The organism is Chthoniobacter flavus Ellin428 (assembly GCF_000173075.1).
Taxonomy (GTDB): Bacteria; Verrucomicrobiota; Verrucomicrobiia; order Chthoniobacterales; family Chthoniobacteraceae; genus Chthoniobacter; species Chthoniobacter flavus.
Genome location: NZ_ABVL01000008.1, coordinates 85,995 through 103,077, shown reverse-complemented (window position 1 = coordinate 103,077; position 17,083 = coordinate 85,995). Strand labels below are relative to the sequence as shown.

Sequence of the window (17,083 nt, the reverse complement as noted above, 5' to 3'; positions counted from 1 at the left end):
GGAAATCGTCAGCGCTGAATCGGAATCGGCCCTCGGCTCAGGCCCATCGGCGCCTCTTCGATATTGGCGGTGATGGTCATCTCCTGGGTTCCGCGCAGGATGCGCAGTTCCACTTTTGAATCCACTTCGACTTCGGCGATGTGGCTGCGCAGGGAATAGAGATTGAGGATGGAGTGTCCGTTGAATCCGCGGATGAGATCGTAGGGTTTCAGGCCGGCCTTGGCGGCGGGAGAATTGGGCACGACTTCCGCGATGACCACGCCCTGCGCATCGGAGAGGCCAAGCCGCTTGGCGATTTCCGGAGTATTGTCGACCATCGAGATACCAAGATAGCCACGCACGATGCGGCCCTTCTTCAACACGCTCTCCAAGGCATGTCGCGCGAGGTTGGAGGGAATGGCAAAGCTGATGCCCAGCCAGGTGCCATCGCTCGAGGAAAAAATGGAACTGTTGATGCCGATGATCTCGCCTTTGACGTTGAGGAGCGGGCCACCGGAGTTGCCCGGGTTGACGGCGGCATCGGTCTGCAGCAATTCCACGACGCTGTCTTTCACCGCGCGGCCTTTGGCGCTGACGATGCCTTGCGTGACCGTCTCCTGGAGGCCGAAGGGATTGCCGACGGCGAAGACCAGTTGCCCGGGACTCACCGAGTCGCTGTCTCCGAAGGGGAGCGGTTCGAGTTTGTCCGCGTTGATTTTCAACACGGCGATGTCGAGCCCTTGATCCGAGCCGATGACCTGCGCGGGCACCGTGCGGCCATCGGTGAGCTGCACCAGGATTTCGTCCATGTTGGCGATGACGTGGTGATTGGTGAGGATGTGACCTTCGCTCGAAACGATGACGCCTGAACCGAGCGAGTGCGTCGGCTGGGTGAGATTGCCGCGGCCCAGGCGCTGCAGCAGCAGGGCCATCGACGGGTTGATATTGGGCGCATTCCGCGTGGTGGTGATGCTGACCACCGAGGGGACGACGGCCTGCACGAGCCGGGTGTATTCGGAATCGAGCGCGGCGAGGACCTGCAAGTCCTTCGGATCGACGCGTGGGCCGGCCGCCGGAGTGAAGGGCTCGCTTTGGCTGTGGCTGTGCAGGCGATTGCCGAGCTGAAACCAGCGATACACGCCGAAGGCGATCAGGGCGGCGATGATGAAGATGAAAAGGGAACGGCGCATGAATGGGCTAGCTGACTTGTGAAAGCATGAGTTTGCGGGTCTCGGCAAGCACGCGGCGGAAGCGTTGATTTTCCGGGCGCTCGAGTTGCGGGTCGCGTTCGAAGAGAAGGAACGCGGCGTTGCGGGCGAGACGCATGAGCTCGTGGTCGGCCAACGGATCGCCGAGCTTGAGCGGCGGCAGGCCGCTCTGCGCGGTGCCGAGGATGTCGCCGGGGCCGCGCAATTTCAGATCCGCTTCGGCGATTTCGAAGCCATCCGAAGTCGCTTCGAGGATGCGCAATTTTTCCGCGGTCTCGGCCTCGGCCTTCGGCGAGCGGAGGAGGATGCAGTAGCTCTTGTGCTGGCCGCGGCCGATGCGTCCACGAAGCTGGTGGAGCTGCGCGAGGCCGAAGCGCTCGGCATTCTCGATGAGCATGATGTTCGCGTTCGGGACGTCGATGCCCACCTCAATGACGGTCGTGGCAATGAGGGCCTTGGTTTCGCCGCCGCGGAATTTTTCCATGATCGCGTCCTTTTCCTCCGGCGCGATACGGCCGTGGAGGAGCGCGCAGGGCATTGGGGCGAGGAATTCCTGCCACTTGGCAAACTCGGTGGCCGCGGCTTTGGCTTCGAGTTTTTCGGATTCATCGATGAGCGGGTAGACGACGTAGGCCTGCCGCCCGGCCTCGAGATGTTCGCGCAGGAATTTCACCGCGTCCGGCAACTTCGCCGCGTCGCGCACGCCGGTGACGATCTTGCCGCGGTGGGCCGGCAGTTCATCGAGCGTGCTCACATCGAGATCACCGTAAAGAGTCATGGTCAGCGTCCGCGGAATGGGCGTCGCGGTCATCACGAGGACATCCGGAGCCACTCCTTGATTACGCAACCGCGCCCGCTGGAGGACGCCGAATTTGTGTTGCTCGTCGATCACCGCCAGCCCGAGCCGGGTGAAACCGGCGCCTTCGTAAAGGAGCGCATGCGTCCCAACGAGGATGTGGGGCTCGGAATCGGGCAGCGGGTCGATCCCATCGTTCCCCGGAACTCGCTGCACCGCGTTTTCAAAGAGCGGGAGGGCAGAGCTGTCTTCGCGGCGGGCGCCGGTGCGGAGGGAGACGCGCAAGCCGAGGGGTTCGCAGAGGCGCAGGAAATTAAGGTAATGCTGCTCGGCGAGAATCTGCGTGGGGGCCATGAGCGCGGCCTGGTAGCCGGCTTCCACGGCGAGGAGCATCGCGCTGAGCGCGACCAGCGTTTTGCCGGAACCGACGTCGCCATGCAGGAGACGGTTCATCGGGCGCAGGGCGGCGAGGTCGGCGCGGATTTCGCCGATGGCCCGCTGCTGGGCGCCGGTGAGCGGAAAGGGCAACGCAGCGTGCAGGCGCTGCATCAGTGTATCCGCCACGAAATGGGACGCGCCGGGCTGGCTCGTCTGTTCGGCGCGCTTGGCAGCGACACAGAGTTGCATGCCGAAAAATTCCGTGAGCACGAGATGCCGGCGGGCCTTGGCCAGCGTCTCCTGGTTGTCGGGAAAATGCACCTGCCGCAGCGCCCAGCCGCGTGGGGTGGCATCGAGCGAATCGGGGATCAACGACTCGACCGGCGTCTTTTCCATGTGCTCCAACACGTCCCAGATCAGCCGGCGCATGACGCGCGGCGACAGCCCTTCGGTCGCCCGATGGATCGGCGTGAGCCGATTGAGATGCAGCGACACCTCCGCGTCGTTTTCCACGATTTCGAATTCGGGGTGCGCAAGGACCACGCTCGATCCGCTGCGCTTCGGCTTGCCGTAGACGACCAGCCGCTGGCCGGTGACGATCATTTTTTCCACCCAGTGGGCGTTAAACCACCGGCAGGTAATCGGCTGGCTCAGCGCGTGCGCCTCTTCCTCTTCGAGGATGACATCGAACATCTTCTGCCAGCCCCGAATCCGCCGCAGGCTGGTCTTCTTTACGATCCCGCAGACGCAGACCGGTTCCTCGCTATCGCCGGTGGGGAAATGATCGAAGCGGGTCCGGTCCTCATACCGCTTCGGAAAATGGGTGAGCAGCCCATCGATCGTAGTAATACCGACACGCTCCAGCTGCCGCCGCCGGGGGACGGGAATCCAATCCATTTCAGAGAGGGGAGTGGCAGCGTGCACGGGGCAGCTTAACGGTATTCCGCGGCCCGGACGCAAAATAAATCCCGGGGTTGGGCCGGATTCCTGCTTTGATAATATTTTGAAGGTACGGGAAAAGGCGGTTGACGATCCTGTCAGCCGCGTTAACGTCCGCGCTTTTATATCGTAATGAACCAGAAAATTCGCATCTGCCTTATTCTGTGTCTCTTGGCCATGCTTACCCCGATTTGCGGGCACGCAGCGGCCAGCGATTCTCTGTACAACCCCAAGACGGCCCAGAAGCTGGACCCCGACCAGGTGCACCAGTTCGGGCCCCAGTCCGGCCGGTTCCGTTATGATCAGCGGATGATCCACGCGGCCGAGATCGCCGCCGCCCGGGCGAAGAAGCATTCCACCAGCCGCTGCTGGCACTACGTAAAGGACGCCCTCGTCGCGGCGCACATCATTTCGACCCGTCCGGTCACGACCTATGCCAAGGAAGCGGGTGGCGAACTGACCAACAGCTTCGGTTTCCAGAGGCTGAAGGAAACGGATCCGTGGAAAGCGCCGCTCGGTTCGGTCATCGTTTACGGTGGCCGGGGCGCGGGTCATGTCGAGCTGCGCACCGCGCAGGGCTTCGTCAGTGATTTCGTTTCGCCGCGTCCTTCCCCGCGTCCGCTGATTGGCATTTACATCAAGCCGAAAGCTTGATCGGGAAAGCGATCCTTCGGTTGCGGATCGTGCCGAACGCCCGACGCAGCGAAGTCGTAGGCGTGCACGGTGACGCCGTCAAGGTGAAGGTGCAGGCCCCGGCGATGGACGGGAAGGCGAACGAAGCGTTACGCGATTTTCTTGCTGAGGTATTAACGGTGCCCGCGCGCGCCGTCGAAATCGTAGCTGGCGAAAAGTCGCGCGACAAAGTGGTGGCTATCGCGGACTTGGAAACGGACGAAGCGCGACGGCGGTTGCTCGGTAAATCGCAGCCGTAATTTCACCGATGATAAAAAAGTGCGAAAACCAGTTTTCAGCAGTTGCAATGGGTGACAAGCGAGGCTAGCAAAGCACCCCTATGTCCAACCAACCCTCCAATCAACAAGTCCTTCAGGTTCGTTACGATGACCTCAAGGCGAGCTACGCGAACCACGTTTTGGTCAGTGTCGGCGCCGAGGAAGTCTATCTCGATTTCACCTCGGGCATCGTTGCTGATCGTCCCGGTGTGTCCGTTCTGCCGATCCACACCCGCATCACCATGACTCCCTCGGGCGTCGTGCGTCTCGCCCAGCTCCTCGCTCAGACCTGCCAGAACTTCCAGGTCGTGAACGTGAACCCGCCGCCGCAGGAACCGCCGACGCAGGTCGCGCAGCCTCCGATCGAAGCGCCGGAAACCAAGAAGGAGAAGAAGTAGTCTCTACGCGGTTTTGACCGCGGATTTTCCCAACCAACTTCCACCCGTCGTCCCCGCCGTATTGCGGCCTTGGGGACGGCGGGTGGATTTTTAGAAGGGCGTTCTTTAAGAACGCTCTTCGTCTTAATCGTAATCTTAATCTTACTCTTAATCCTCTCTGAGGCGGTTGAGATTAAGATTAAGAGTAAGATTAAGATTAAGGACCCGAAGAACCTACCACTCGTGATCCGAACCGCTTTCGTTCTTGGCGCCGGCCTGGGCACGCGACTCAAGTCGCTCACCGCGCGCCGCCCGAAGCCGCTCATCCCGGTCGCCAATCGGCCGCTGATCACCTACGCATTCGATCACCTCATCGACGCCGGCGTTGAGCGCCTCGTCGTCAATACGCACTGGCGTTCCGAGGCGTATGCGCGCTTTTTCCCGGAGGGGACTTACCGCGGAGTGCCGCTCGCTTTTCGCGATGAGCAACCCGAGGTGCTCGAGACGGCCGGCGGGATTTGGAATGTGCGCGACCTCCTCGGTGCGGGCACATTCGTCGTCTACAACGGCGACATTCTCAGCGACCTGCCGCTGGCCGGTGCGATCCGCACGCACGTCGATTCCGGCAATGAAGTCACCATGGTGCTGCGTTCTTCCGGTGGACCGCTGCAAGTCGCCTTCGATGCCGCGACCGGCCGCGTCACCGATATCGGTGGGCGCGTCGATGCCGCCGCCGGTCCCCGTTTTCTTTTCTCCGGCATTTACCTCGTGAATGCCGAATTCATCGCGCGCATTCCCGCGGCGACGAAGATCAGTGTCGTCCCGATTTTTTGCGACATGATCCGCGCGGGCGCGAAGCTCGGCGGCATCGTCATCGATGAAGGCCACTGGTGGGATCTCGGCAACCGCGAGAACTACCTTGCCGTGCACACGGCGCTGGCCACTCAGGAGCCGACTCCCTGGATTCACCCCACTGCGCAAATCGCGCCAACCGCCACGATCAGCGGCGCCACGGCCATCGGCGCTGGCGCCCGCGTGGGGCGACCACGCCAGTGTAAATGATTCTTTGGTATGGGAAGGCGCGGAAATCGCTTCTGGTACTCTCCTCAATCATTGTATTATCACCGATAGCCAGCGCGTGGAGGGTATCCACTCCCATGTTGACTTCTAAGAAGCGTCCCGAAAATGATCGGCGTTCTTACTCTTAATCGTAATCTTAATCTCAGCGGAGTCAGAGGGGATTAAGAGTAAGATTACGATTAAGATTAAGAGCCGGCCCGCCTTACCGAAACACCACCCACCACCAAACCGATGGCTCCTGTTTCTCAACTCATCGAAAAAACCGTCATCCGCTTTCCGCGTTTCGCGCGGCAGGAGATCATCGTCCATCCGCTGGAAAAAGGCGGCTCGGACCGGAAATTCTACCGCATGGCGTTTAATGACGACGATCACTCGATGATCCTCGCCAAATATGGTCGCCAGCGGGAAGAGAACCGGCATTACGTGGCCATCGCGCGTTTCCTCGCCGGCGTTGGGGTGCGCGTCCCGGAGATTTATTTTCACGACGACGAAGAAGGCCTCATCTGGATGGAAGACCTCGGCGATCGCGACCTGTGGAGCTATCGCAACGAGCCGTGGCCGGTGCGCCGCGAGCTCTATCACAACACGCTCGATCAGATTCTGATCCTGCACACCCGCGCGCATCTCGCCACGCCTGTTGAGTCGCCGCAACTCCAGGCCGAGTTCAATGCCGAGCTCTATCGCTGGGAGCAGAATTACTTTTTCGAAAACTGCCTCGGCCGTCACTTCGGTCTCAGCACCGATGTCATCGAGGAAAAATGCGACCGTGCGCGTCTCGGCGAAATCGCTGAGCAACTCGCCGCGCTCCCGCGCTGCTTCGTGCACCGCGATTTTCAATCGCAAAATATCGTCATCAAGAACGGCACGGCGTGCTTCATCGATTTCCAAGGCATGCGCCCCGGCCTGCCGCAGTACGATCTCGCGTCGCTGCTCTACGATCCGTACGTGCAATTGCCCGAGAGCGAGCGCCAGGAGTTGCTGAATCACTATCTCGAAGAACTCGCTGACCTCGGCGAACCGGTGCGCCCGGATTTCACCGCCATCTACGACCTCTGCGCCATGCAGCGCCTCATGCAGGCCCTCGGCGCCTACGGCTTCCTCGGCCACGTGAAAGAGCGCCCGCATTTCCTCGAGCACATCCCCGCCGCTCTCTCTTCGCTGCGCGAAGTGCTGGCGCGTGTCCCCGGCGTGGAGAGTCTCCGCGAGCAACTGGCGGGGCTGTAGCGCTTTTTACAGGTTTGAGGGAGCCTGGCTCCGTTGCGTCGCGGTCTTCCATTGCAGCGCGGAGAGCTGCTGCACCAGCAGAATGGCGACGACGTTCAGCGGGAGACGGGAGACATCGGAGATGATATCGACCTGGCGAAGGAACACGGAGGGGTGAGCGCCGAAATGCAGCGTGAAACGCGCGACAAAGTAGTTGAACGCGCTGGTCAAAATCCAAAACGTCCACCACCAACCGACCAGCGGGCTGGTCCGGTTGGAGCGCCTGCCTTGCGGGTTGGCGCTCGCCTTCCAGATTTCCTTCATCGCCTGGTACGGTTTCCAGAGCGAGAGGATCGGGATGAAATAGAAGCCTACGGCCAGACCCGGCGAGAACGAGAGTCTGCGAGCCCCCAAGGCACGCACATTGTGGGGCGAGCCGGTAGATCCAGCAGCAAAAGAAAACGATCGTCACGGCGTAGGTGGCCAGGCCAGCTGACGGAGAGGAAAAGGTGCCAGCTCTCGCTGAGGAGAACTTGGTCCTTGATTTCCGGGGCGTGTTGAAGGCGGTCGAGCAGCTCGATCTGCTGAGCCTCGAACCAGATCTTTACCGCGGCCAGGAGCGTTAGGATGACGATCAAAGCCGTGACGCAATGGCCGAGCAGCTGTGGAGAGCGAAAGCCTTCCGGCGGAGCGGAGCGTGTTTCAGCCGTGCTGACTTCGGGGGTGTCCGCGATGGGAACCGGCGGAGGAACGAGTTGGCCCATCGCCGGCGGCAGTGGAGGCGTCTGCGCTGCGGGCGCGGACGTTTTGAAAAGATTGTCCAACGTGGTCTCCCGTGCCGGCGCCCACCTTTTCAGGCTGCGGGTCCACACCCGTGTCTGCGGCGTGACGACGCCAGTTTGTACCAAGTCACGGATTTCCTCCCGGCTCAGCGGGCCTTTGGATTCTCCATTCTCTTCGTAGTGCCAAATGGCGTTCACTGTTCCGTTACTAGCGGGCTCGGGTTGGAAGATACAGGTTCAAAAAGGGGCGCAATCCGTTCTCATTTCGGGAGGCAAGTTTTCCTGCGGGTGGCTCTTGAAGCAGGAAGAACTTCAGCTCGTGGGCGTTCCGAAATAACCGCCCTTGGCTTCCTGCCACATACGGTAGCCTTCGAGTTCGTCATCCTTCACGCGCTCGATCATCACCAACCGGGGGCCCATCGAGAGAAAATGGCTGCGGACGACGGGCATGTGTCCGATGGAGAAAGCCGGATCATCCGCTCCAGCCAGCATCAGCGCGGCAGTATCAATGCTCGCCGGGCGCTCCGGCCAGGTGTTGGCATACATGCGCACGTGCACGCCGCCTTCCTCGATGTTCAGTAGCTTGATCGCCTGATACCCCCCTCGTCCCCACACCGAATAGATACCGCCGACTTCGTAACTATAACTGCGTTCAAAGAGCGTGCGCACGTCGGCGATGCGCGCGGGAGGAAAGCTCCACTGGAGATGTGGATGGTGGGCGTTGATCACGATGCCCATCTGCGGGGCGAGCCCGAAGACCAGTTCCGAAGCCGAGATGAGAGAGGGGCGACTCGCCAGCTTCCATTCGCTCAGTGCGGCGGAGGCGCGCTCCTGCGAGGTGAAGACTGCGACATAAGGATTACCGTCGGAGGCTTGCGTCATCGCCGGATCGCCCAAACGCTCGCTGGTCTTATTGAGCATCCACACATCCGAATTTCCGAGGAAGAGAACAAATTGCACGAATGTCTCCTGTGTGTCCTGGGTCAAATGCAGCACCAGTGCTCCTTCGAGAGGGTTGCCGTGACCGGCTTGGAGCGCGGAAACGACTTCCTTGAATTCCTGCGCTCTCGCGTTCGCCGCCTCCCGCTGGGCTTTGAATTTCTTGAGAAACCCAAACATAAACTTTTGAAAGTGAAACCGGAAACTCAGTGATGGTTCAGCTTGATGCCGCGCTGGCCGTAGGCCACGTCGAAGAGGATCGGCACGCCGGCAAATTCCTCCAGCACGCCGCGATTGGTCGTCGTGGCGATGTCTTCGTCCGGGGAGGGGTGATTGAGGATGAGTCCGGCGCATTCGAGTCCACGCGCGCGGACCGCGGCGACGGTGAGCAGGGCGTGATTGAGCGCGCCGAGACGATTGGCCACGACGATGGCCACGGGCAGCCCGCATTCCACCGCGAGATCGGCAATGTAATAGTCGCGTTCGATGGGCACGAGCCAACCGCCGGCACCTTCGACGATGACGGATTCATGAGCCGCCCGCGCGCGCTGAAACGACTCGCGAATGAGCGCGAGATCGATGGCGCGGTTTTCGATGAGGCTCGCCGTGTAAGGCGCCGCCGGCGTCCGCAGCCACACCGGGTTCACGTCGTTCAACTCGATGGCCCCCTCCGCCGCGGCGTGCAGCAGCGTGGCATCATCGCGATCGCCACAGCAAATGGGCTTGAGCCCCACGCAATCGTGTCCCTCCGAGCGCAACGCGCGGACGAGCAACGAGGCGATGTAGCTCTTGCCAACGTTGGTATCGGTGCCAGTGAGGAAAAGGTTCACGCTGCGGAAAGTGCTTAGTGGTTAGTGCTTAGTTCTTAGAATATGCGGCGAAGCAAAGCACCAGACGCGGAGGACTACTTACTAAGCACTAAGAACTTCTTCCTTACACCCCGATCAGCTCCTGGATCTCTCCCGCAATCCGGTCGGCTTGCAGGTTGATGCGGTCGCCGTCGCGGCCTTCGATGAGCAGGCGGATCTTCGGTTCAGTGCCGGAATAGCGGAGCAGCACACGGCCGGCGCCGGCGAGTTCCTTTTCCGTTTCCTCCACGAGCTTCGTCACGGTGGGCAGGCTCTCGAGCGGTTTCTTTTCGCGCACCTTCAGGTTGCGCTGGGCTTGCGGGTATTTCGCCAGGCAGGCCTTCAGTTCGCTGAGGGGCTTTCCGGTTTCGGCCATGATACGCAAGATCTGCAGCGCGCTGACAATGCCGTCGCCGGTGGTGGAAAAGTCGCGGAAGATCATGTGGCCGCTTTGCTCGCCGCCGACATTGAGCTCTTCCTTCATCATCGCCTCGATCACGTAACGGTCGCCGACCTTGGTGCGGAGCACACGGCCGGAATGCTTTTGCAGCGTCTCATCGAGGCCGAAATTACTCATTACCGTGGCCACCAGGGTATTCTGCGCGAGGCAGCCGCGCTTCAGGAAATCGAGCGCGGCAATGGCCATGATCTCGTCGCCATCCACCACTTCGCCATGCTCGTCGCAGAGCAGCACGCGGTCGGCATCGCCATCGTGGCTGATGCCCACCTGGGCCCTGGTCTCCTTCACGATGCGCTGGATCTCCTCCGGGTGCGTACTGCCACATTCGCGGTTGATGTTGCGGCCATTCGGCGTGTTGTGGGCGACGATGATATCGGCGCCCAATTCACGCAGGATGCACGGCGTGGATTTGTAAGCCGCGCCATTGGCCACATCCACGGCGACGCGCATGCCATCGAGCGTGCGGCCGCGTGGAAAGCTCTGCTTGGCAAACTCGACGTAGCGTCCGAGCGCGTCGTCGATACGTGTGGCGCGGCCGATCTTGCCGGCGGTGGGCCGGATCGATTCGATCTCGCCGCTGAAAACGAGGTGCTCGATGCGTTGCTCGATCTCGTCATCCAGCTTGTAACCATCGGGACGGAAGAACTTGATGCCGTTGTCCTCGTAAGGATTGTGTGAGGCGCTGAGCACGATGCCGGCGTCCGCGCGCAGGGAGCGCGTGATGTAGGCCACGCCCGGCGTGGGCAGCGGCCCGATGAGCAGCACATCCGCCCCGAGCGACATCACGCCCGCGGCCAGCGCATTTTCCAGCATGTAACCGGAGAGGCGCGTGTCCTTGCCGATGACGATGGTGGTGCGGCCGCCGGAACGCCCGGCGAGCACGCTCATCTGGGCGAAGACATGCGCGGCGGCGCGGCCGAGCTTGAGCGCGGTCTCGGCCGTGACGGGCTCGATGTTGGCCGTGCCGCGGACACCGTCCGTACCGAAGATCTTGCGTCCGCCGTTACCGTTTTCGACCTTCGGAGTGGGTTTATTTTTTGGGGCTGCCATTAATGCTGAAATCGACTTTGTTTTTCCCATCGGTGGGCTTGCTTAACTCAAACTGAAAACTAGAAGGCAAGGCGGTCGGTGCCACTCTCCGATGAATGACCAGCCACAGAATGACGGCGAGAACCAGGGACAGGAGTTTTGCCAGCCAGTTGTTTAGAATCACTTTCATCTTTCAGGGCGAAAAGTTCGGCGAGGCGATGGTCGAAACTTTCCGGGTCGAAGCTTCTTTCGATCAGGCCGCGATGACAAATCGAAACGATGCCTGTTTCTTCCGAGACGACGATGACGATGGCATCGCTTTCCTCGGTGAGACCCAGTGCCGCGCGGTGCCGCAACCCCAGGGCGCGGTCGAGATCGGCCCGCTGGGTAATGGGAAAAATGCAGGCCGCGGAAATGATGCGGTCGTTGCGGATGATGATACCGCCATCGTGCAAGGGCGTCTTCGGGAAGAAAATGCTCACGGCCAGCTCGGTGGAGAGTGCGCAATCGGTCTTCACGCCGCTCTCGGCGAAGGCCTCGATGTTCTGTCCGCGCTCGATGGCGATGAGGGCGCCGAGTTGGCGATTGGCGAGATCGAAGGTGATCTCGCGCACCAGGTCGAGCGTGGCCCGGCTCTGGTTGCTGGCGCCGAAAAGGCGATGCCCGCCGAGCGCGGCCAGCCCGCGCCGCAGTTCGGGCTGAAAGAGAATGACCAGGGCGATGATGACGACGTTGGACAGGCTCTCGACGATGGTCCGGATGACGATGAGGTCGAGCGCGCGGGAGAGCATGTTCAACGCGAGGAACAGGACGACCAGCCCGATGAGCACGTTGCCGCCGGGCGTCCCCCGGAAGGAACGCCACGTGTAATAGATCGCCACGGAGAGCAGGACGATCTCCACAGCATCGCGCCAATGGTTGTGGACGAGCTCGACGACGTTCACGTCACGACCTCCGGTTCGAGGATGGCCTCCGTCATGCGGAGCGCTTCGGAGTTCGGCCGGGCATCGTGGACGCGAAAGACATTTGCCCCGCGTGCGCGACCATAGCTGGTGAGCGCGACGGTCGGCCACGCACGGTCCGCCCATTCACTGCTGCCCACGACCTTGCCGAGAAAAGATTTGCGCGAGACGCCCAAAACCATCGGTCGCCCGCCGACCCTCATGGCATCGAGATTCCGCAGCAGAGCCAGGTTGTGCTCCACCGTTTTTCCAAAGCCGATGCCGGGGTCGAAAGCAAGACGCATGGGGTCGATGCCGCACGCTAGGCACGCCGAAAAAGTTTGTCGAAAAAAATTCGTGATTTCCGCCACAACGTCGTCGTAGTGGGGCGCTTGCTGCATATCGCGCGGGGTGCCCTGCATGTGCATCGCAATGGCGCCTGCGCCAGTCGTTTGCACCACCTCGCGCATGGCCGGGTCGCGCAAGCCGGTGATGTCATTGACAATCCCGGCGCCGGCCTCGACCGCGGCCTGCGCCACGGCCGGTTTCATCGTATCGATGGAAAGGACGAAGTCGCCGGTCCCGGCCAGGCGTTCGATGACCGGCAGGACGCGCCGCAACTCCTCCGCCTCGGGAACCGGCTCGGCTCCGGGCCGGGTCGATTCGCCGCCGACGTCGATGATCTCGGCGCCTTCCGCGGCCAATTGCCGGGCGTGGGCCACCGCTCCTGCGGTGTCGAAAAACTGGCCGCCGTCCGAAAAGGAATCGTGGGTCACATTCAACACGCCCATGATGAGTCCCCGGTGGGCGAGATCGAAGGTGAGGGTGCGGGTTTGCCAGAGCATCACAGGGGCATCGCGCGTGTTTACGGTCTGCGCAAGGTGAGAATGGCTTTGCGCGTAACTTTACCCACGTTCCGTGGTTTCATTCCGCTGAAATCCTTCCCATCCATGAAAGCACTCGTCGCCATCCTCACCCTCCTTGCCGTCGTCCTGGTCATGCCCGCCATGGCCGGAAAGAAAGGGAACCAGCCGCCCCAGGATACCACCCCGGAAATGAAGATCCTCGAAGTGAACGCTGTGGGCATTAGCGTCGAGGCCGGGGTTGGGGATGAACACATCGCCTATAAGATCACCGACAACACGAAGGTGACGCTGAATGGTGCCAAGGTGGCGGCGCGGGATCTTCGGCCGGGGATGGTCGCGAAGATCGAGGCGGGGAAGGATAAAGTGGCCACTTCGATCCGCGCCAAGGATGCACCGGTCCACCCGGGCAGGCATCGCGTGGGGTAGTGCCCAGCGGGGGGGCTCTCCAGAGTAGGCCGTAGTCCTGTCCAGCCCAGCCAAAGCGAGTCCGAGCCCGTCCAGGTTGGAAATTTTCCCGATCTGCGACGATCGCCCAGGCAGCCTAACGCCAAAGACTTGCATTAATTGCTGGCCCCCCTTGCGTTGGACTGGAATGTCGGTTTCGCCAAGTCCATTGAGCGATGCCGCTTTACCGATATCACTTGTGTGACACCTCGTCTTTACCGATGAGTATAAAATTCCTTGCTGCAAAATCCCCGGCATGGTGCAACCGTGTTTGGCGGCGTGACGTGGAATCACCACACGCGCGCCGAAAAGCCCAAACGAAATACCACACAATGAATGCTACCATCGAACAGACTCCTGTAGATCGTTCCCGCCAATTCCCGCCGTTCAGCCTGACCCGGCTTTTGCGGACGGTGTTTGAACCCAAGGCGGGTGAGCGCGTGTGCGTGCTCATCGACCTGGAACATCCGCAGGACGTCGAAGGTTTCCGCTTTCTGCAGAATCCGGACCTTTCCATCCAGCGGCACGCGCATGATGTCGTCTACCAGGGCCTGCGCAACGGCACGATGTATGACCTCGGTCTCAAAGGCGGCGAAATGTTTGCCTATGAGATCACCGGTGGCAGCAATCTCGACCTGCCCACGAAGGGTTATGCGACCGATGGCCGGGAAATCGACCTGATTGAGGACGTCTATCAGAAGTACGACCTTATCCTTTGCGTCTCGACGTATTCGGCCACGGCGCCGCTCACCGCCTTCGCCAAGAAGTACGGCTTTCGCGGTGCGACCATGCACGGCATGAACCAAATCATCCTCAGCTCCGGTCTGGCGGTCGACTATAATGAGGTCAGCAAGCAGGCGGAAAAGCTCCGGCTCGGCATGACCAAGGCGGATTGGGTGGAGATCGACTACGTTTTCGACCAGAAGCGCTTCACCCTGCATCTCGACCTCGGCCAGCAGGAGGCGCAAAAGAGCCACGGTCTCTGCCGCGGCGGCCCGGATATCGCAAATCTCCCGGCGGGCGAAATCTACTATGTGCCGGCGGGGGCGACCGGCCAGTTCCCGCACAAGTACGAAGACGGGACGATCGGCCTCATGACGGTGGAAGGCGGGCGAATCAAGCAGGCGGCACTGCTCCGCGGCAGCCAGGCGACCGTCGATGCCCACAACGAGAAGCTCACGAGTGATCCGGTGACGGGTGAACTCGGCGAACTCGGCTTCGGCACGCAGGAGTTGCCGGTTTCCGGGCGCGACATTCAGGACGAGAAGATCCTCGGGACGATGCATGTGGCCACGGGCCGCAGCGACCATCTCGGGGGCAAGCTCACGCCCGACCGTTTCGCGAACAAGAAGAATGCCACCCACGACGACATCCTCTTCTCGCCGACCAAGACGCCGGAGATCAACGTCCCGCAAGTGCGCATGCACCGCGATGGCGAGACCGTGGTGTTGATCGAGAATTACGTGCCGGCCGCCTACATGCGAGGTCTGCTGGCGTAGTCAGCAGGATTTCAGCCACTGACCCTCGATCCGGATTCGTCGACTTCGGATCGAGGGTGCGGCTTGAGGAGCCACCCGCCCCGCATCGCTAAAACCTTCGGTTCGGTGGTTCCCCGAGGACGCTACAGCATGAATTTTCTTTCCATCCTTTTCGCTGCGCTCGCTTGGCTTTCCATGGCATCGGCCCGTGGCGAGGACGTAAGTCTTCGAGTGATCCCGGAGCAGGAAAGCTACACGGTCGGTGAACCTATCGTGCTGGATTGTTCTTTTACGAATACGTCGGACAAAGCCCGCAACATCGACTTGGGTTTCAACGATAGGGAAGTCGTTTTTATCCTCAAGCCGGGTACTCCGGGAGCGACCGAATTACCGAATTTGGTTCACCGAGGAGGAGGGGATTTTTCTTTTCCAAAAGCCGTGCCACCGCATCAAACCGTGACACGTTATCTCATTCTCGATCAGTGGTATCGCCCTTCGGTGCCGGGAGCACTTCACTTCGAAATGGTGACTAATCTTGAGGGCGTCAAAGTCACAGCACCTTTCACACTGACGGTCATTGGCCGGGACCCTGAAATCATTAAGAAAAGCGCCGAGGATATCCTGGTTAAATTCGAAGCCATTAAAAAAGCGCGAAGTCGAGATCCGTCGACTTTAGTCGGCTATCGAGGGGCTGCGTGGCTGTTTTTCTCGTATTTGGATCCGCAGATTTGCACGGAAATGAAGGCACGGCACCGGGACGATTCTGACGTGCTTGAGCTGATTACAATGGGGGAGAGGATGGGCCCTGGAGGCTGTCGATGGCTGGACTGAATAGTCCGGCGGCGTAAATGAGCGGCATCTCCGCTGATGTTCCACACGACCGATTCATTTGTTTGGTAACCATGAATATCTACGAAACCGACCAGCTCCTCGCGGAGTACCTCCTGTTTCACTACGGCGAGGATCATGAGATTCTCCCGTGGCCCTTTGGCCCGGCAGCGGCGCTGCATTATCCGGTGCGTTGCGTGACGGAATGCTTCGACCTGAAGCGCCTGCCCGCAATCGCTCGTGCGCTCGACCTGGGATGCGCCGTGGGGCGCTCGACCTTTGAGCTCGCGCGGCATTGCCACGAGGTAGTTGGCATCGATTACTCGCAGCGCTTTGTCACGGCCGCGAATGAGCTTCGCGACAAGCGCGAGCTGCCGTACCTGCGGCGCGATGAAGGCGATCTGGCCACGCCGCTGGTGGCACGGGTGCCCGCGGGGATCGAGTGCCACCGCGTGCATTTCGAGCGCGGCGATGCGCTGGGCCTGCGCGAGGACCTCGGCGCTTTCAATGCGGTGCTCATGGCCAATCTCATCGACCGGTTGCAAGAGCCGCGCCGCCTTTTTGCGCGGTTGCCTTCGATGATCAATCGCGGAGGACAACTTGTGATCGCCTCGCCGTACACCTGGCTGCCGGAGTTCACGCCGCGGGAAAACTGGCTGGGCGGCTTCGAGCACGAGGGTGAACGGCGGACCACCCGCAAGGCGCTGCAGTCGCTGCTCGAGCCGGATTTCGAATTGATCAAATCGAGCGATCAACCGTTCCTCATCCGCGAGCACGGCCGGAAGTTTCAATGGAGCGTCGCCGAAACCACCACCTGGCTCCGCCGTTAGAATACGTTCACCGATGTCGACGAATTGGAACGAACAATACGAGAAGCAGGACACGCCTTGGGACAAAGGTTCGCCGAGCCCGGGCCTGGTCGATTTTCTCGCCACGGAACCGGTGCAAGGCCGAGTGCTCGTGCCGGGCTGCGGCTTTGGTCACGACGTGCGGGCGCTGGCGGCGACCGCCGATGAAGTGGTCGGCCTGGATATCGCGCCGCTTGCCGTGGAAGGTGCGGACCGCCTGCCCAAGGTCGGCCACGAACGCTACGCGCTCGGGGACTTCTTCAATTTGCCCGCGGAGATGCGGGGCGCCTTCGACTGGGTCTTCGAGCACACCTGCTTTTGCGCGATCCATCCGTCGCAGCGGCCGGCCTACGTGGCATCGGTCGCGGCGGCCTTGAAACCGGGTGGACGTTATCTCGCGATCTTCTATCTCGACCCGGGCAACGATTCGCCAGACGAAGGTCCGCCCTTCGAGGTTTCCGTGGCCGAGCTCGACCGCCTCTTTTCGCCGCACTTCACCCTCGTCCGGGAATGGCTGCCCCAGCGTACCTATCCCGGCCGTGAAGGCCGCGAATGGATGCGGGTGATGCAGCTCAAGAGCGTCTGATTGCTCGCGCCCGGAAGCTATTTCCACTGCTACTTCGAGCGTGTGCGTACGGAGTTTAACTTATGACGGCATTTCCCCTTGATTCGACGTCCGCGCTTTCTAGCCTCCGGCGATGCACGATACC

The 17,083-nt window shown here is 61.1% G+C and carries 19 protein-coding genes; 10 read left to right on the top strand and 9 right to left on the bottom strand.

Features of this window, described 5'->3' with window-relative positions:
* Positions 1 to 8 precede the first annotated feature (8 nt).
* Together CFE428DRAFT_RS14755 and recG are read right to left on the bottom strand one after the other, a co-directional pair.
* The gene (locus tag CFE428DRAFT_RS14755) at positions 9 to 1,169 is read right to left on the bottom strand and encodes a S1C family serine protease (RefSeq protein WP_006980368.1); all 1,161 of its coding nucleotides are present in this window, start codon (positions 1,167 to 1,169) and stop codon (positions 9 to 11) included.
* Between the two features lie 7 nt (positions 1,170 to 1,176).
* Positions 1,177 to 3,285 (bottom strand): ATP-dependent DNA helicase RecG, encoded by a 2,109-nt coding sequence (gene recG / locus CFE428DRAFT_RS14750; protein ID WP_272941115.1) that lies wholly within the window; start codon positions 3,283 to 3,285, stop codon positions 1,177 to 1,179.
* A 192-nt stretch (positions 3,286 to 3,477) separates the two neighbouring features.
* Here recG and CFE428DRAFT_RS14745 point away from each other — a divergent pair, with 192 nt between their 5' ends.
* From CFE428DRAFT_RS14745 to CFE428DRAFT_RS14725, 5 genes are all read left to right on the top strand, one after another.
* Complete coding sequence (locus CFE428DRAFT_RS14745; RefSeq protein ID WP_157447520.1) at positions 3,478 to 3,954, top strand: hypothetical protein; 477 nt, start codon at positions 3,478 to 3,480, stop codon at positions 3,952 to 3,954.
* The gene (locus CFE428DRAFT_RS14740) at positions 3,951 to 4,232 is read left to right on the top strand and encodes a DUF167 domain-containing protein (RefSeq protein ID WP_006980365.1); all 282 of its coding nucleotides are present in this window, start codon (positions 3,951 to 3,953) and stop codon (positions 4,230 to 4,232) included. The genes CFE428DRAFT_RS14745 and CFE428DRAFT_RS14740 overlap by 4 nt, the downstream gene beginning before the upstream one ends.
* An 80-nt stretch (positions 4,233 to 4,312) precedes the next feature.
* Positions 4,313 to 4,648, top strand: a complete 336-nt coding sequence (locus CFE428DRAFT_RS14735; RefSeq protein ID WP_006980364.1) for a DUF3467 domain-containing protein — start codon at positions 4,313 to 4,315, stop codon at positions 4,646 to 4,648.
* A gap of 222 nt (positions 4,649 to 4,870) precedes the next feature.
* Positions 4,871 to 5,689 (top strand): nucleotidyltransferase family protein, encoded by an 819-nt coding sequence (locus CFE428DRAFT_RS14730; RefSeq protein WP_042725029.1) that lies wholly within the window; start codon positions 4,871 to 4,873, stop codon positions 5,687 to 5,689.
* 249 nt (positions 5,690 to 5,938) lie between these two features.
* Complete coding sequence (locus CFE428DRAFT_RS14725) at positions 5,939 to 6,931, top strand: aminoglycoside phosphotransferase family protein (protein ID WP_006980362.1); 993 nt, start codon at positions 5,939 to 5,941, stop codon at positions 6,929 to 6,931.
* A 6-nt stretch (positions 6,932 to 6,937) separates the two neighbouring features.
* Here CFE428DRAFT_RS14725 and CFE428DRAFT_RS14720 read toward each other — a convergent pair whose 3' ends face one another.
* From CFE428DRAFT_RS14720 to folP, 7 genes are all read right to left on the bottom strand, one after another.
* Entirely contained in the window at positions 6,938 to 7,324 is a 387-nt protein-coding gene (locus tag CFE428DRAFT_RS14720; RefSeq protein ID WP_157447519.1) for a DUF4328 domain-containing protein, read from the bottom strand.
* Positions 7,282 to 7,890, bottom strand: coding sequence for a DUF4339 domain-containing protein (locus tag CFE428DRAFT_RS14715; RefSeq protein ID WP_006980360.1), 609 nt, complete (start codon positions 7,888 to 7,890; stop codon positions 7,282 to 7,284). The genes CFE428DRAFT_RS14720 and CFE428DRAFT_RS14715 overlap by 43 nt, the downstream gene beginning before the upstream one ends.
* 114 nt (positions 7,891 to 8,004) lie before the next feature.
* Positions 8,005 to 8,811: an SseB family protein gene (locus tag CFE428DRAFT_RS35700; RefSeq protein WP_006980359.1), complete on the bottom strand. Its 807-nt coding sequence runs from the start codon at positions 8,809 to 8,811 to the stop codon at positions 8,005 to 8,007.
* A gap of 26 nt (positions 8,812 to 8,837) precedes the next feature.
* Positions 8,838 to 9,461, bottom strand: coding sequence for a dethiobiotin synthase (gene bioD, locus CFE428DRAFT_RS14705; protein WP_006980358.1), 624 nt, complete (start codon positions 9,459 to 9,461; stop codon positions 8,838 to 8,840).
* A gap of 103 nt (positions 9,462 to 9,564) precedes the next feature.
* Complete coding sequence (gene glmM, locus CFE428DRAFT_RS14700) at positions 9,565 to 10,989, bottom strand: phosphoglucosamine mutase (protein ID WP_006980357.1); 1,425 nt, start codon at positions 10,987 to 10,989, stop codon at positions 9,565 to 9,567.
* Positions 10,990 to 11,048: 59 nt separating this feature from the next.
* Positions 11,049 to 11,912, bottom strand: a complete 864-nt coding sequence (cdaA, locus tag CFE428DRAFT_RS14695; RefSeq protein ID WP_006980356.1) for a diadenylate cyclase CdaA — start codon at positions 11,910 to 11,912, stop codon at positions 11,049 to 11,051.
* Positions 11,909 to 12,754, bottom strand: coding sequence for a dihydropteroate synthase (folP, locus tag CFE428DRAFT_RS14690; protein WP_006980355.1), 846 nt, complete (start codon positions 12,752 to 12,754; stop codon positions 11,909 to 11,911). The genes cdaA and folP overlap by 4 nt, the downstream gene beginning before the upstream one ends.
* A 105-nt stretch (positions 12,755 to 12,859) precedes the next feature.
* Here folP and CFE428DRAFT_RS14685 point away from each other — a divergent pair, with 105 nt between their 5' ends.
* From CFE428DRAFT_RS14685 to CFE428DRAFT_RS14665, 5 genes are all read left to right on the top strand, one after another.
* Positions 12,860 to 13,201, top strand: a complete 342-nt coding sequence (locus tag CFE428DRAFT_RS14685) for a hypothetical protein (RefSeq protein ID WP_006980354.1) — start codon at positions 12,860 to 12,862, stop codon at positions 13,199 to 13,201.
* Between the two features lie 350 nt (positions 13,202 to 13,551).
* Complete coding sequence (locus CFE428DRAFT_RS14680) at positions 13,552 to 14,718, top strand: M29 family metallopeptidase (protein ID WP_006980353.1); 1,167 nt, start codon at positions 13,552 to 13,554, stop codon at positions 14,716 to 14,718.
* A gap of 129 nt (positions 14,719 to 14,847) precedes the next feature.
* Positions 14,848 to 15,528, top strand: a complete 681-nt coding sequence (locus tag CFE428DRAFT_RS14675; protein WP_006980352.1) for a hypothetical protein — start codon at positions 14,848 to 14,850, stop codon at positions 15,526 to 15,528.
* Positions 15,529 to 15,599: 71 nt separating this feature from the next.
* A complete protein-coding gene (locus tag CFE428DRAFT_RS14670; RefSeq protein ID WP_006980351.1) occupies positions 15,600 to 16,355 on the top strand; it encodes a putative 4-mercaptohistidine N1-methyltransferase in 756 nt (251 codons plus the stop codon).
* 13 nt (positions 16,356 to 16,368) lie between these two features.
* Positions 16,369 to 16,959, top strand: a complete 591-nt coding sequence (locus CFE428DRAFT_RS14665) for a methyltransferase domain-containing protein (protein WP_006980350.1) — start codon at positions 16,369 to 16,371, stop codon at positions 16,957 to 16,959.
* Positions 16,960 to 17,083: the final 124 nt, after the last annotated feature.

Bases quoted from the DNA above. Each gene is read 5' to 3' on its own strand.
- folP (WP_006980355.1), bottom strand. From the start codon at position 12,754: ATGCTCTGGCAAACCCGCACCCTCACCTTCGATCTCGCCCACCGGGGA.
- CFE428DRAFT_RS14735 (WP_006980364.1), top strand. From the start codon at position 4,313: ATGTCCAACCAACCCTCCAATCAACAAGTCCTTCAGGTTCGTTACGAT.
- glmM (WP_006980357.1), bottom strand. From the start codon at position 10,989: ATGGCAGCCCCAAAAAATAAACCCACTCCGAAGGTCGAAAACGGTAAC.
- CFE428DRAFT_RS35700 (WP_006980359.1), bottom strand. From the start codon at position 8,811: ATGTTTGGGTTTCTCAAGAAATTCAAAGCCCAGCGGGAGGCGGCGAAC.
- CFE428DRAFT_RS14755 (WP_006980368.1), bottom strand. From the start codon at position 1,169: ATGCGCCGTTCCCTTTTCATCTTCATCATCGCCGCCCTGATCGCCTTC.
- CFE428DRAFT_RS14685 (WP_006980354.1), top strand. From the start codon at position 12,860: ATGAAAGCACTCGTCGCCATCCTCACCCTCCTTGCCGTCGTCCTGGTC.
- CFE428DRAFT_RS14745 (WP_157447520.1), top strand. From the start codon at position 3,478: ATGCTTACCCCGATTTGCGGGCACGCAGCGGCCAGCGATTCTCTGTAC.
- CFE428DRAFT_RS14675 (WP_006980352.1), top strand. From the start codon at position 14,848: ATGAATTTTCTTTCCATCCTTTTCGCTGCGCTCGCTTGGCTTTCCATG.
- CFE428DRAFT_RS14725 (WP_006980362.1), top strand. From the start codon at position 5,939: ATGGCTCCTGTTTCTCAACTCATCGAAAAAACCGTCATCCGCTTTCCG.
- CFE428DRAFT_RS14665 (WP_006980350.1), top strand. From the start codon at position 16,369: ATGTCGACGAATTGGAACGAACAATACGAGAAGCAGGACACGCCTTGG.
- CFE428DRAFT_RS14670 (WP_006980351.1), top strand. From the start codon at position 15,600: ATGAATATCTACGAAACCGACCAGCTCCTCGCGGAGTACCTCCTGTTT.
- CFE428DRAFT_RS14680 (WP_006980353.1), top strand. From the start codon at position 13,552: ATGAATGCTACCATCGAACAGACTCCTGTAGATCGTTCCCGCCAATTC.